The 14,034-nt window shown below is 41.2% G+C and carries 9 protein-coding genes; 4 read left to right on the plus strand and 5 right to left on the minus strand.

What is annotated here, in order from left to right; all coding sequences use genetic code 11:
* Positions 1-304: 304 nt before the first annotated feature.
* Both D0T84_RS08110 and D0T84_RS08115 read right to left on the minus strand, forming a co-directional pair.
* Positions 305-874: an RNA polymerase sigma factor gene (locus tag D0T84_RS08110; RefSeq protein WP_163307381.1), complete on the minus strand. Its 570-nt coding sequence runs from the start codon at positions 872-874 to the stop codon at positions 305-307.
* Entirely contained in the window at positions 871-1,281 is a 411-nt protein-coding gene (locus tag D0T84_RS08115) for a hypothetical protein (RefSeq protein ID WP_163307382.1), read from the minus strand. Before D0T84_RS08115 ends, D0T84_RS08110 begins: the two co-directional genes overlap by 4 nt.
* Positions 1,282-2,553: 1,272 nt before the next feature.
* On the opposite strand from D0T84_RS08115, the gene D0T84_RS08120 reads away from it, so the two are divergent.
* Positions 2,554-3,492: a hypothetical protein gene (locus D0T84_RS08120; RefSeq protein ID WP_163307383.1), complete on the plus strand. Its 939-nt coding sequence runs from the start codon at positions 2,554-2,556 to the stop codon at positions 3,490-3,492.
* Positions 3,493-3,518: 26 nt separating this feature from the next.
* On the opposite strand, the gene ygiD is transcribed toward D0T84_RS08120, so the two are convergent.
* Positions 3,519-4,343 carry a 4,5-DOPA dioxygenase extradiol gene (ygiD, locus tag D0T84_RS08125; protein WP_163307384.1) on the minus strand — a complete coding sequence of 275 codons (825 nt, stop codon included), beginning with the start codon at positions 4,341-4,343 and terminating at the stop codon, positions 3,519-3,521.
* Between the two features lie 47 nt (positions 4,344-4,390).
* Between ygiD and D0T84_RS08130 the strand changes: the two genes are divergently transcribed.
* Positions 4,391-4,687: a hypothetical protein gene (locus D0T84_RS08130; protein WP_163307385.1), complete on the plus strand. Its 297-nt coding sequence runs from the start codon at positions 4,391-4,393 to the stop codon at positions 4,685-4,687.
* 121 nt (positions 4,688-4,808) lie between these two features.
* Here D0T84_RS08130 and D0T84_RS08135 read toward each other — a convergent pair whose 3' ends face one another.
* On the minus strand, positions 4,809-7,469 hold the full coding sequence (locus tag D0T84_RS08135; RefSeq protein ID WP_163307386.1) for an AsmA-like C-terminal region-containing protein: 2,661 nt from the start codon (positions 7,467-7,469) through the stop codon (positions 4,809-4,811).
* 690 nt (positions 7,470-8,159) lie between these two features.
* Here D0T84_RS08135 and D0T84_RS08140 point away from each other — a divergent pair.
* Both D0T84_RS08140 and aspA read left to right on the plus strand, forming a co-directional pair.
* Positions 8,160-8,987: a carboxypeptidase-like regulatory domain-containing protein gene (locus tag D0T84_RS08140; protein ID WP_163307387.1), complete on the plus strand. Its 828-nt coding sequence runs from the start codon at positions 8,160-8,162 to the stop codon at positions 8,985-8,987.
* A gap of 1,213 nt (positions 8,988-10,200) precedes the next feature.
* A complete protein-coding gene (gene aspA / locus D0T84_RS08145; protein ID WP_163307388.1) occupies positions 10,201-11,586 on the plus strand; it encodes an aspartate ammonia-lyase in 1,386 nt (461 codons plus the stop codon).
* A gap of 72 nt (positions 11,587-11,658) precedes the next feature.
* On the opposite strand, the gene D0T84_RS08150 is transcribed toward aspA, so the two are convergent.
* Positions 11,659-13,818 carry a translation factor GTPase family protein gene (locus D0T84_RS08150; protein ID WP_163307389.1) on the minus strand — a complete coding sequence of 720 codons (2,160 nt, stop codon included), beginning with the start codon at positions 13,816-13,818 and terminating at the stop codon, positions 11,659-11,661.
* Positions 13,819-14,034 lie beyond the last annotated feature (216 nt).

Genomic DNA, 14,034 nt, shown 5'->3' on the forward strand with positions numbered 1-14,034 from the left:
AAGGACACCCTTGCTCAAGGCTAGACACTTCCCGTTGTTAGGGCGTGTGAGGGACTTGCACCCATTAGAATACACCCATGCTGGGCGAACTAAAAAAAGCAGTAAGGTATCCTACTGCTTTAGAAACTGTTTAAATTTTATACGAATATTTTATTATACCTTTTTCTTCGTTCATTTTTAGTCTGTTTTCGGCTGTTTTTTCCTTTCTCTCAACTCAAATAGCCCGCTATTATCGTTTCGAGGAAGAAAAAAGCATCTCTAAAACATCTCTAAAAATTGGAACGAATAAAATTTAAACAGTTTCTTAATCTCCAAGTAATTCTTCGTACAGGCTCTGTAACCGTTCGCGCAAATGAAGTACGGCATAACGTTTTCGCGAAATAAGCGTATTTACCGTAATACCTGTAGCTTCGGCGATCTCCTTAAACGAGAACCCCTCCAGTTCGTTCAGTTCGAAAACCTCACGCTGTTCTTCAGGCAGTTCCGACAGAGCCACTTCCAGTTCATCCCAGATCAAAGTGCGGAGGTATTCTGTTTCGGGAGAAGAGTCTTTATCCAGCATCAGGCTCGACACTTCTTCCAGAAATATATCCTCGCCGTCCTGAGTGGTCACATAGGGCATTTCCACCTCCCTGTGTTTGCGGCTACGGTCTATTATCTGATTATTTGCAACAGAATACAACCAAGCGGAAACCTGCTCGATGGGTTTCTCTATCAGGTCAACTTTAGACAGCTGGTAAAAGACATTCTGCAAAATATCTTCGCTATCTTCTTTCGACAAGACCCGTTTAGTTATATAGTTTTTCAGCTGCGAACGGTATTTATTGAAAATATCGGTTACACTCTGCTGCTCTTTAGCTAAATCTTTAGTCATTTATTTGTGTCGTTATCCTCAGCTGTTCCAAAATCGGGCCTGCTGTTTCTTCTGTCAAAAAAGTTATCCTTAAAGTCCTTACTATCCTTCATGTGCTGGCGGATATACTCACGCCTTTCGCTCAACGGCATATCTTTCATTTTATCCCTTAGCGCATGCCAGTAACGAAAGTCCTTGTCCTGCTTGCGGTGTGAATGCCGCCCGAATTTACCGAACCGCCCAAAGCCGCCCAGCAGCAACCGGCTTAGCACCATCAAACCCGCGGCTTGCCAGTAGTTTATTGTAGTCCATCCTATTATCGATGGTATCAACGCGTTCCAAAGCAACATAACAATGGCTATACATGCCGCGAATACAGCAAGGAATATAAATACGCCTAAGAATTTTTTCGGTCTGAAATTTTTCATTTTATTTAATTTTTTGTTTTTCTTATCACGGGCAGGTAGAGCCTGCCCGTGCATTTTTTTACTTTTTATTTATCTTTTGATAGAAACTGTTCAAATTTAAACAGTTTCATAATATTACACTGAAATACAAGTGCAGTATGCTTACTGCTGCCAATATTAATGACGCGATTATTATTACTACAGGAGTAATTGTTTTACTAACATCTCTCTTTTCCATTTTCTTATTATTTATGCGGATCAGCAGATGGATTTGTTTAATATAGTCGTTCTTTTATTTTTTACATAAAGGCTATCCTAGGCTAAATACTTTAGTCGTAGCTCTCTACTGCCGCGCCCTCCCGGGCTTGCCCCTTCTTTTGGCATTGCCCAAAAGAAGGCAAAAGGCTAGTGCTTTGTCCCTCGGCGACCCACCAACGGCTGGCCGGCTAAACGGGACGAAACTCGCCTGCGGCTCGGACAACATCCCGTTTCACGCCGACTGCGCCGGGTGGGTGCCCCGCCTGCGGAACAGATGCACGGAGTCGCAACGCAACGTCAAGACAGAGGATAGACCCTGCAAATCAGGCGTCAGCCAGCGCCGTTAGCAAGCGTACGGGGCACCCACCCGGTGCAGGCGGCGTAGAATGAAGTGCGGGCGCTTTTAAACATCGTCTGCCAATTATCGCAATGATGAATCTTTCATCACTTCATTCAGCCGGCAAACCGATAGTGGGTCGTACGGCGAAGCGGGGCGCAATGCCTTTTTGCTTACTTTTGGAGCTTCGGCCAAAAGTAAGGTAAGCAATCTGTGATTGCGCGCAGATAGTAAATTAAAGAACGATTATATTAAACAAATTCAATTACTGATTAGTATTATTTATCTCTTTATACCCAGTGAAGTATACTTCTGTTATTTATGACGAATGAGCCGGAATTATATTTTAGAGCCTGTTTAAATTTTAGCGAAAATTTTTATTACAGGTTCGGGTCAATAGTTCTTAGCAATTTTTTTATGCTCTTTTTAGATGTATTTCACCCTTTTTACTCTTGGTTTAGCCCGCTAAACCGGCTAGCAAAAAGGATAAAATACATCTAAAAATAGCTATAAAAAAGATTTGCTATAAAATTTAAACAGACTCTTAAAATAACCTGTAATTTTGAACAAGAATATATACCGGACTGTTAATCAATAAAATAATTAAATAAACAATAAACTTTTGCAATAAGGCATATGTCATCAGTGATATATTCCAACCAATATAATTACTTTTGACGTCCAAAATATAATAAGGAATGAAAAAAATAGTATTAATATTCTCTGTGGTTTTACTCTCGGCCACAACCTTTGCTCAAAAAAAGAACAAACAGAATGTCAATATTTTACCCTACGACAGCCTGACAAATTTCCTGGGTAAAGATGTACAACAATATACAGGGCAGGAATTATTTCTGAAAGGCTTGGACAAGTCGTCCCAAAAATATGGCTACAGTGGGTTTATACTTAAATATAAAAAGGATGATGACATACTGAACGATGAGAAAAACATATACAAGCCGAATGACAATTATAACTCGCGATACGAAGATGTGGCAGGAAAATATTTTCAGGTACTGGAAGTAATCAGGCATCCCAAAGCAAAAACGAATGCCGGGGATTACGGAGATGAGTATTATCTGAAACTTCAGGAGAAAGCAAGCGGTGATATTTTATATTATAAATACAATGCCGATGCCGAATATACATTCCCGTTTATCGTCACAGGCTTTTTCGTGAAACAAAAACAATTGCAGGCTGGTAAAGAATATGTTATCTCTGACGACATACTCAAATTTTCCAGAAATCTGGCTACGGGAAAAGCGCTTACCTTCACAACCGGACAGACATGGAAGTGTACCGACCTGACAATGGATAATACAAACAACGAATTATCCCTGATCTTACAGAACAAAGGCGGTGTAAAAACAGCAATCCCCTACTCCCTGCTGGATAATAACGAAGGGATTAAGAAAATATATACAGCAGCGGAAGCCGCCACGCTGACAAAAAAATATAACGCTAACAACTTCCGCCGTATCCTGCAAAATAAAATCAGGGTAGGAATGACTAAAGATATGACCCTGCTGGCATGGGGAGAGCCTACCGAGAAAAAGCAAAACGGCAACACCGAACAATGGGTATACCCTGCCGGATTGTTAAACTTCAGAGGGGATAAAATAGTAAGTACAAAGTAAGCTTAAGAAGCTGTTTGAATTATATTTTATCCTATCACCAACGAAGTCATACTTAAAGAACCGGCTATGACCTTGTCATTGAAGAATTTTACCTCTTCATCTTTTCCCTGCAAAGCCAAGACATAAAGCAGCGGGATATAATGTTCGGGTGTAGGAATGGCTAAGCGTGCCGAATTGTGGATATGATTATAGTCAATCAAAGCGGAATGCTCCCGGTTCTGTATCCTTTCTTTAAACACATCATTCAGCTCAAAAGCCCAGTCATAACCGTATTCCGCGTTGAAGTCATCATTTTCGACCCGTACCATCCTGAGGTTATGAATCATATTGCCACTACCGATTATCAAAACGCCTTTAGTACGAAGGAAAGACAACTGGCGGGCAAGCTGGTAATGATACCGGGCATCCTTAGAATAGTCGATACTAAGCTGCACCACCGGAATATCGGCATAAGGATAAATATGCTTCAATACACTCCATGTTCCATGATCCAATCCCCAGTCGTAGTCGGGCTTAACATCCTGGACGCGCTCGGCTACCATATCCGACAATCCGGAAGATCCCGGGGCGGGGTATTGCTGGGCATACAGTTCTTTAGGGAATCCGTAAAAGTCATGGATCGTCTTTGGTTTTTCCATCGCGGTAACAAAAGTACCTTTGGTTTCCCAATGCGCCGAAACGCATAAAATAGCTTGTGGCCTTGGCAACCCTGCTCCCAAGGCACTCCATGCACGTACAAACTCATTGTTTTCTATCGCGTTCATGGGCGTACCATGTCCGGCAAATATTACCGGCATCGGAGGCGTATCGCTGAATGCCTTCGCCTGTTTATGTAAATCGTTTAATGTCATCGTTGTAATATATAGATATATTTAAATTTAAACAGACTCTTAAAACGTTGGATTATTTTCTATCTGCGCGCAATCACAGATTGTATGCCTTACTTTTGTCCGAAGCTCCAAAAGTAAGCAAAAAAACAACATATATCTTATTTATGCGAATCAGGGGTTTAAAGCAGTTCAACTCCTGCCTGAAAGGCAGAATCTTCATAACCGTATGCAAGCGTAGCGTAGCTTACGGAGCAAGGGGCAACTACACCCCCTGCCCGAAGCGGCAGGACACACAGTTTGTCCTGTCTTTCAGACAGCTGGTATTGCTCATCCTTTTTCCGCAGGTCGATGACCCGCGCTTATGAAGATTTGGCTTTTCAAGCCTTTTCTCAAATCCTGATTGGCATAATTATTTAAAAATCAAACCAATAACATTCTATTTTATATAATGTATAATATTTATGGCATGGAATACGACACTCTCTTTTATTCGTTACCGGTCCCTTCCAGCTTTTTAGCCTGTTCTTCGGCTTTATCTTTCAGGTTTTGTCCCTGTTTTTTGGCTTCATCCACCAATTTCTTTCCGGCTGCCTCTGCTGCTTTTTTGGCAAGCGGATTGCTTCCCGCTTTTTCAACCAGAGCCTGTGATTGTTTCTCGGCTTCCGCTACCAGTTTTGTTGCGGCAGCATCGGCTTCCGTACGTATTTTCTCTATCTGTTTCGCCTTTTCTTCCGATACTTTTGCAGAAACGTCCGCGCCTTTTTCGCCTCCCAGCAATTCGTTCACAACAGAAGCTGCAGCTCCTGACGCCAGAGCTTTGGTATCCACTCCTATCTTAGGGCTTGCAAATGTACCGCCGATAGTGATAGGTACGGCACTCACATAATTATTTGCCATAGATTTGGGAAGGGTTACAGTTCCTTTATAGTCGATACTTTGGTCTAGTCCGGTAGAGCCTTCCAACTTCATAACGCCACCATCGCCGAAGTTTACATTAAACGGTTTTGTATTCAGCTTACCATTATTGATAGAAAACGGTAAGTTCAGGTCTTTGGTAGAGAAAGACTTTAACGCATCTGTTTTCAGCGCAGAAGACAAAGATGTTAATGCCTCTACTCCTTCTATTTTTACATCGCTGGTCTGTAGTGCCCCGCTACCTGTCAGTCCGGCAAGTGTCTGCATGATCGTTTGGCCTAGCGAAGTATTGAATTTCAGGTTCATAGAGTATGTTCCTGCAAGTTTTTCGAAGATAGGAGCAAATTTTTGTATCGATTCTACAGACTTGAACGTCTCGGCAAAGGAGACTTTCGACAGAGCCAAATCAAAATCGACTTTCGCATGCTGCGGATCAGACGTATTATATGTCCCGCTCACTTTGCAAGAACCGCCCAGAGCGTTAGCCCCTACATTATTGAGGGTAAGTATACCGTTGCGCACGGTCATATTCCCTGCCATATTGGTTATATTCATTTTACCATATACAATCTGGTTAAGGGCTGCATTAAGGGTAAAATCAATGTTCTTCGGTATAATAATATCTTCCGAAGTAGTCGTCTCTGTCTCTTCCGTACCCGCGGTTTCACTACTGATAAAATCATTCGCGTTCAGGTAATTGGATTTTATATTCAACTGCCCTTTCAGGGTCTGGTCTTTCAGTGCGTAAGCAATAAAGTTTTCGAGGCGTCCGGTCGCCGAAAGGTCATTCTTTCCAATTTTTACATCCAATGACGAGAGGTTTACATAACGTGGCGAAAACTCAAGCCCTGCATTGTTGATGAGTACATCCTGCATATCCTGGGACTTGTAAACCATATTATTCAGATTAAGGCTCCCAGAGGCGGAAACATTCTCATACTGCTCTTTTTCGATGGCTGACATACGGGTAGCGATATTCAGATTGGCAGTAACCTTTCCGTTTAGTTCCGTACCTTTTTCCAACGGATATACTTCCTTAATCATACCCAAATCGATCGTTCCATTCGCATGGGCTTTCAGGTTAGGGTCACTCATCGGGCTGGTTACGTTCAGGCTTCCGGCAAAAGGATTTCCTCCCAGGTTGAAGCTGAATTTGCTTATATCTACAATCATATTGTCAAGCGAACCGCCCTTACTGTTGATAGCCATATCCACATTGATATTATTTACCGATTTTGGCAGCGATGGATATTGGAACATAGCGTCATTAACCGTAATCTTAACATCGAATGCCGGATAATTTTCGCCCTGCATCAGTCCTTTCACATAAGCATCGAGTTTGGCTGTACCCGAAGTTTTCACATCTTTAAAGTCGGCCGTGTACATCGCAGGCAGCAGCGATAATATATCTTTGAACTGTGTATCCGGCGCATTCAGTTTCAGGTCGAATTCGAGGTCTTCATAATTGTTGCCTATCATGGCAAAAGAACCGTCAACAGAGGCTTTTAGTTCGTTAAGCTGTAATTTACTTTCTTCAAAAACGAACTGCATCTTATCGAGGTTCGCATTAATAGAAGCATCAGCAATACCCTGTATTTTGGTCAGGTACGGTATACCATCCATTACAAATGTGATTTCACTGATCGTCGATTTCGTTTTCAACGTGGTTTCGCTTGCCGAAAAGTCTCCGGTCAACTCACCGTTCCATTTATTCAGCGTCACTTTCATATTCGTAGAATCGTTCTGGTAAACGATATTACAATCGTTTACAGAAATCTTATTCAGGTTCAGGTTAAATGCCGAACTGCCGCTTTCCGGTTCTGTCGTAGCAGTTGAATCGGCTTTCATTATGTCCCAGTTAGCACGCCCGTCGGCTAATACTTTAGCCAATACGGATGCCCTGTCCAGATTGATTTTTGATATCTCGTATTCACTACCGAAAAGGCTCATCAGGTTGATAGTCACACTGGCGGCTTTTGCCTGTAGAAGGGTATCTTTTTCAAAGTCGCCAACGCCCACTACAGAGGCATCATTGAGTGATAAAGTAGCATTGGGAAAATTGGAGAACAGATTCAATCCGAAGTCTTTGATATCAACAGTAGCATTCAGTTGCTCATTCGCCGCGTTCAGTACGGCAGTCTTAATTTTGTCTTTAAACAGAAACGGGATAGAAATCATAGCTACCAGAATAATAACCAGAATAAGTCCCAGGATAGTTAAAATCTTTTTCATACTTCTTACTTAGATTTTATAATTATGTGATGTAATTTGTGTTTATATAATATATAACAGACTCTTTGTTAATTTATTATAAGTTGTGTTATGATAATCGTGGGAAAGTTACTACTTTTTTCCATGATTTAACAAAAATCATTTAATTTATTAAGAGTCTGTTTAAATTTTATAGCAAATCTTTTTTATAGCTATTTTTAGATGGATTTTATCATTTTTGCTAGCAGGTTTAGCGGGCTAAACCAAGAGTAAAAAGGGGAAAAGACGCTAAAAGAGCATAAAAAAATTGCTAAGAACTATTGACCTGAACCTGTAATAAAAATTTTCGCTAAAATTTAAACAGGCTCTAAGAATCTTTCCGTTGAAAATTATGGGTCTATAACGTTTAGTGTGGGTTCGCCACGAAGTGGCAAGTTAGTTCAGCCCAATGCGAAGCGCTGGATCGTAGATATACAACCACGGAATTAGCGCGCTGAAAGCGCAAGTTAATGAATGAAATATGGTTATTTGAATTTAACCTGCACTTTCAGTACGCCTTTTTAAACGCTTACTTTCTTTTCTCCCAAGGCGACGCTTCGCTTGCCATTGGGCTGAAATAATAAAGGCTTTCAGCCCTTATAATTACCCACTCGAAACGTAATAGAACCAAAAATACCCTATATTTGCATAACACACAAATTATTATAAGACATGAGAATACTGTACACAACTCTTTTCCTCTCTCTTTTTATCCTGCAGTCCTTCGCGCAACAATATACCATTACTGGAAGGATAAGCCGTGAAAGCGATAATAAAGGGCTGAAAGGTGTACATATTGCAGTAAAGGACGACGAAATATATACAACATCCATATCGGATGAAAATGGCTTATACCAAATAGAGGTAAACAAAGGGGACACACTGACCTTCTGGGGGATGGGTTATAAGAAACAGGAAATAAAGGTAAAAAAGAAAAAGTATAATATAAAGCTGGAAGAAGATGAAGACTTTTTCGGAATCTTTGCAGAATTATCAGGCATGGTAACCAAGTTAAGAAAAGAAAACAGTGATATATATAGAAAACCTGTCTGCCCACCTTGCCCGGGCGAAAAAGAAATTGAAAAAAAGCCGGATTCTCTACATTCTCAGGCAAAACAAAAAATAGTTATTACAGGAAACATCACACACCAAGGAAGTGAAAAGAATCTGGCATTTGTGCAGGTAACTGTAAAAAATACTGAAAAGCAATACAATTTCTCACTTAGTAATAAAGATGGGAAGTATGGTATAATGGCAAATATAGGCGATACACTCATTTTCTCCCGGTTTCGTTATCATCCTGCCAGAATAGGAGTAACCGGAAACGAACACAATATATCCCTTATACCCAATAAGAAGAAATATACGCCTGACGAATTACAAGCGATTTTAGATGACCTGAATTTTCAGATAAACAGGCTGAGAGAGGAGAATAGCATACTTAGAAAACCTCGCCCATGTCCGCCATGTCCACCTGTAGAAGAAGATAATAATATATGATAACCGGTTAATATTTACGACTTTCGCGGGAATGTATTTTTTCTGTACAATATTATCTTATATAAGAGATTAAAACAAAAGCGGGTAAGAAAAAGGTAACAAATAGAAACATCTAAAAAAGTCACCTTTGTCACTTTTTTGCAGCAGCCTGTTGTTTCTGTTTTACTGTCAGGCTTCTAAGTCCGCGAAGCGGTCTAATATGCATAACCACGGGTAAAGCCCGTGGCAAAAGCTGAAAGGAATAGACCGTCTCCGTAGGAGGCGAACGGGATTGGTTTTCGTTATTTGCCTCCTACGGAGACATATTTTTCGGCCTGTCCTGCCACGGGTTTCACCCGTGGTTATCCATGTTTAGTCCCTTCGGGACATAAAGAGCTCTTTTGATATAGTGGAGGGAAAAGGTAACAAGTAAAAGTAATGAAAAAAGTGTCACCTTTGTCACTTTTTTGCAACAGCCTCCTATTCCTGCTTTACAGTCAGGCATCTAAGTCCGCGAAGCGGGCTAATACGGATAACCACGGGTAAAGCCCGTGGCAAAAGCAGAAAAGAATAGACCGTCTCCGTAGGAGGCGAACGGGATTGATTTTTGCTATTTGCCTCCTACGGAGACATGTTTTTCGGTCTGTCTAGCCACGGGTTTTACCCGTGGTTATCCATGTTTAGTCCCTTCGGGACATAAAACGTTCTTTGATATAGTTGGAGGAAAAAGGTGACAGGTAAAAGGAATGAAAAAGTGTCACTATTGACTACGCTTCGCTCCGTCGATTTTCAATTGTCACTTTTTTGCAGTAGCCTGCTATTTCTGTTTTTACAGTCAGGCTTCTAAGTCCGCGAAGCGGTCTAATATGGATAACCACGGGTAAAGCCCGTGGCAATAGCCGAAAGGAATAGACCGTCTCCGTAGGAGGCGAATGGGATTGATTTTCGCTATTTGCCTCCTACGGAGACATGTTTTTCAGTCTGTCCCTGCCACGGGTTTTACCCGTGGTTATCTATGTTTAGTCCCTTCGGGACAAGTTGTTTTTTGGGGGGTGGCTGTCACCTTTTGTCATGTACTATGGTATTTTTTTCATTATGCTGTCAAACTTAAAAAATCAAGATGGGTTTAATATATCATTTTAATACAAATATGTTTTTATATTAAAATAAATACCTACATTAGTTACCTGATTATTTTAATTATAACATTAATTAACTTCCAAATTATCACATCATGAGTAGAATAGAAAACGATCTGATTGGCTGCTTACCTGTTCCTGATGAAGCCTATTATGGGATACATACCCAAAGAGCTATTAATAATTTCCATATTTCGGGAATAGTGTTATCTCAATATCCGGAATTCATCAAAGCTCTGGCCTATGTAAAATGGGCTGCGGCAGATGCCAATTGTGAACTTGGGGCTTTAGATAATAGCATTCGTGATGCTATTGTGGCTGCATGCAAAAAAATAATAGGGGGAGAATACGATAGTCAGTTTCCCAGCGACATGTTGCAGGGAGGAGCCGGCACTTCTACAAATATGAACATAAATGAAGTGATAGCGAATATAGCGTTGGAAATAATGGGACATAAAAAAGGAGAATACCAATATTGCTCGCCCTATGACCATGTAAACCTTTCGCAATCGACAAACGATGCGTATCCGACCGGGGTTAAACTGGGTATCCTTTTTTATAATAAGATGGTAGAAAATGCACTTTCCGAACTTGTAGAATCACTGAAACGAAAAGGGCAGGAATTGAAGCATGTAATAACAATGGGGCGGACACATTTGCAGGATGCCATACCTATGACTTTGGGACAGGAGTTTGACGCTTATGCCGCCACATTAGAAAAGGAAATAGACTCATTAAGACAAAGCGCGGATGAATGCCTTGAAATAAATATGGGAGCTACAGCTGTAGGTACCGGATTGAATGCCATCCCCGGTTATGCTGCGTTATGTGCTCAGAATCTTTCGAATCTCACAAAGTTCAATTTCATACCTGCTCAAAACCTGGTAGAAGCAACGTCCAACACGGGGAGCTATGTGGCTTATTCTTCCGTATTAAAGAAACTGGCGACCAAGCTATCTAAGATATGCAACGACCTCAGGCTGCTTACTTCGGGGCCACGATGCGGAATACATGAGATCAATCTGCCTCCGATGCAGGCTGGGTCATCCATCATGCCCGGAAAAGTGAATCCCGTTATAGCCGAGGTTGTCTCGCAAACATGCTTCAAGGTGATAGCAAATGATTTTGCTGTAACAATGGCTTCAGAAGCCGGACAGCTGCAATTGAACGTGATGGAGCCTGTAATTGCATATTCTTTGCTGGAATCGCAGAACCTGATCCATAATGCGATGGTTTGCCTGAAGAAGAACTGCATTGAGGGCATTACAGCAAACGAAGAGCATTGCAAAGAACTTGTTATGAACAGCATAGGTATTGTTACGGCTCTAAATCCGTATATAGGCTACGAAAACAGTACAGCGATAGCAAAAGAAGCTCTGGAAACCGGGGCGAATGTATATGACCTTGTTCTGAAAAAGAATGTACTGTCTAAGGATGAATTGGACAGGATACTGAATCCCGAGAATATGACGGGGATATAATAATTTATCTTGAGTAAAAACGAAGAAAGGAGTGAACATTCACTCCTTTCTTTATTGAGATACAGATTCGTATTAATCTTCGTCCTTTTGGCTTTCTGCATATTCCTTCAACAGCTTATCCTGAACATCGGAAGGAACAAGTTCATAACTGGCAAACTTCATGGTAAACGAAGCGCGCCCTCCAGTCAAAGAACTAAGAGAGATGGAGTAATTCGACATTTCTTTCAAAGGTACTTTTGCATTCAGTATTTCAATTCCCCTGTCACTTTCCATTCCCATAATCATGGCACGGCGGCCTTGCAGGTCACTCATCACATCGCCCATCTTTTCAGAAGGCACAAAAACAGCCACATCATAAACAGGCTCGAGGATCTTTGGCCCTGCATTCCGGAAAGCCTCGCTAAACGCGTTACGTCCGGCAAGCATAAACGAAATTTCATTAGAGTCCACCGGGTGCATCTTTCCATCATATACAACTACACGTACATCACGGGCATAAGAACCTGTTAGAGGCCCCTGCTCGAGGCGTGACATAATCCCTTTCAGAATGGCAGGAAGGAAACGCGCGTCAATAGAACCACCAACAATACTATTTACAAATACCAGTTTTCCGCCCCAATCCAGGTCATACGTTTGCACGTCGCGAGCCTGAACTTTAAACTCCTGGCCATTAAACTTATACGTTTCAGGCATAGGCATACCATCGGTGTAAGGTTCTACGACCAAATGTACCTCTCCGAATTGTCCGGCACCACCTGATTGTTTTTTGTGGCGATAATCGGCACGTGCAGCTTTTGTTATCGTTTCCCTGTATGGAATCTTTGGTTCAGAATAAACAATCGGAATTTTATCATTATTCTCTATACGCCATTTTAATGTTTTCAGATGGAATTCTCCTTGTCCTGATACAATAAGTTGTTTCAGTTCCTTCGAGTTTTCAACTAACCATGTAGGGTCTTCCTCTCGCATACGCTGCAATATCTCATTCATCTTTTCGGTATCTTTCTCATTCTCAGCTTTAATAGCGCGGCGATATTTAGGATCCGGGTATTTTATAAAGTTAAACTTGTTATCAGCGCCTTTCGCGTTCAATGTATTCCCCGTACGCACATCTTTTAGTTTTACGGCAGCACCTATATCTCCGGCAAGCAGTTCCTCTACTTTTGAACGTTGCTGGCCGGCAGGAGCAAATATCTGCCCTATACGTTCTTTCGAACCTCTGTTTGCATTCAACAAGTCGTCCCCTTCGTGTACCTTCCCGCTCATTACTTTGAAGTATGATACTTCGCCAACATGAGGTTCAACAGTGGTCTTAAAGAAGAACAGGCTTGTAGGAGCATCCGATTCGGGTTTGATCTCAACACCTTCGGTATTCACAGGAGCAGGTAAATCGCGCACGTAAGGAACCACATTTCCTAAAAATTCCATTGTACGGCGCACACACATATCTTTTTCGGCCGACACGCAGAAAATCGGGTACAAGTCTCTGTTTACTAACCCCCAACGAATACCCATACGCATTTCATCTTCGGTAAGAGTTCCCTGATCGAAGAATTTCTCCATCAGCGATTCTTCATTTTCTGCGGCAGCTTCTACTAATTTCTGTTTCAATTCTTTTGCTTTTTCCCTTTCTTCATCAGGAATTTCAAGAACCTCAGGAGCACCGCCCTCAGGTTTCCATCTAAGCATCTTATATTTTAAGATATCAATTACAGCGTTAAATCCTTCGCCACAATTAATCGGATATTGTATTAGCACAGCTTTCTCGCCATACTCGGCTTTCAGCTGGGAAACTACATTATCAAAATCAGCTTTCGGATGATCGAGCTGGTTTACTATGAAAATAACTGGTTTTTGAAGTTTCTGAGTATATCTCAATTGGTTTATGGTACCTACCTCTATCCCATACTGGGCATTGAGCACCATAAGGGCAGTATCTGTCACATTCAATGATGTAACTACATTTCCTACAAAATCATCAGACCCCGGACAATCGATAAAATTCAATTTTCGGTTCATCCATTCCACAGAGAAAATGCTGGAAAAAACAGAATATCCATATTCTTTTTCCACAGGGAAATAGTCCGAGACAGTATTTCCATCTTTCACACTTCCTCTGCGTTTTATGACGCCAGCTTCATAGAGCATGGCTTCGGCGAGAGTGGTTTTGCCAGCTCCCGAACTACCAAGAATTGCAATGTTCTTGATTTCTTGTGTTTGGTAAGTTCTCATGGCTTAAAAAATTTTACATGGTTAATAATTGTACCTTTTACCAAATTATCGCTTTTTTTGAGCGATGTTTTCAAAATTAGTGAAATGTTCTGATGAAATAGCAAAAAAATATATGTTATTTAGTTATAAAAATTTAACAAGTAAAGAAAAGCGAAGCCTTTTGCCAAAGTAAGCGCTAAAAAATGCCCGGACTGGGCATTCTATCCCCATGATTCT

The sequence above is a fragment of the Dysgonomonas sp. 521 genome (assembly GCF_010501055.1).
Lineage (GTDB): Bacteria > Bacteroidota > Bacteroidia > Bacteroidales > Dysgonomonadaceae > Dysgonomonas.

What these genes read in the sequence shown, in the direction of transcription:
- D0T84_RS08115 (WP_163307382.1), bottom strand. Translation starts at nt 1,281, where the DNA reads ATGAAAAATTTCAGACCGAAAAAATTCTTAGGCGTATTTATATTCCTT.
- D0T84_RS08135 (WP_163307386.1), bottom strand. Translation starts at nt 7,469, where the DNA reads ATGAAAAAGATTTTAACTATCCTGGGACTTATTCTGGTTATTATTCTG.
- D0T84_RS08150 (WP_163307389.1), bottom strand. Translation starts at nt 13,818, where the DNA reads ATGAGAACTTACCAAACACAAGAAATCAAGAACATTGCAATTCTTGGT.
- ygiD (WP_163307384.1), bottom strand. Translation starts at nt 4,343, where the DNA reads ATGACATTAAACGATTTACATAAACAGGCGAAGGCATTCAGCGATACG.
- D0T84_RS08120 (WP_163307383.1), top strand. Translation starts at nt 2,554, where the DNA reads ATGAAAAAAATAGTATTAATATTCTCTGTGGTTTTACTCTCGGCCACA.
- D0T84_RS08110 (WP_163307381.1), bottom strand. Translation starts at nt 874, where the DNA reads ATGACTAAAGATTTAGCTAAAGAGCAGCAGAGTGTAACCGATATTTTC.
- D0T84_RS08140 (WP_163307387.1), top strand. Translation starts at nt 8,160, where the DNA reads ATGAGAATACTGTACACAACTCTTTTCCTCTCTCTTTTTATCCTGCAG.
- aspA (WP_163307388.1), top strand. Translation starts at nt 10,201, where the DNA reads ATGAGTAGAATAGAAAACGATCTGATTGGCTGCTTACCTGTTCCTGAT.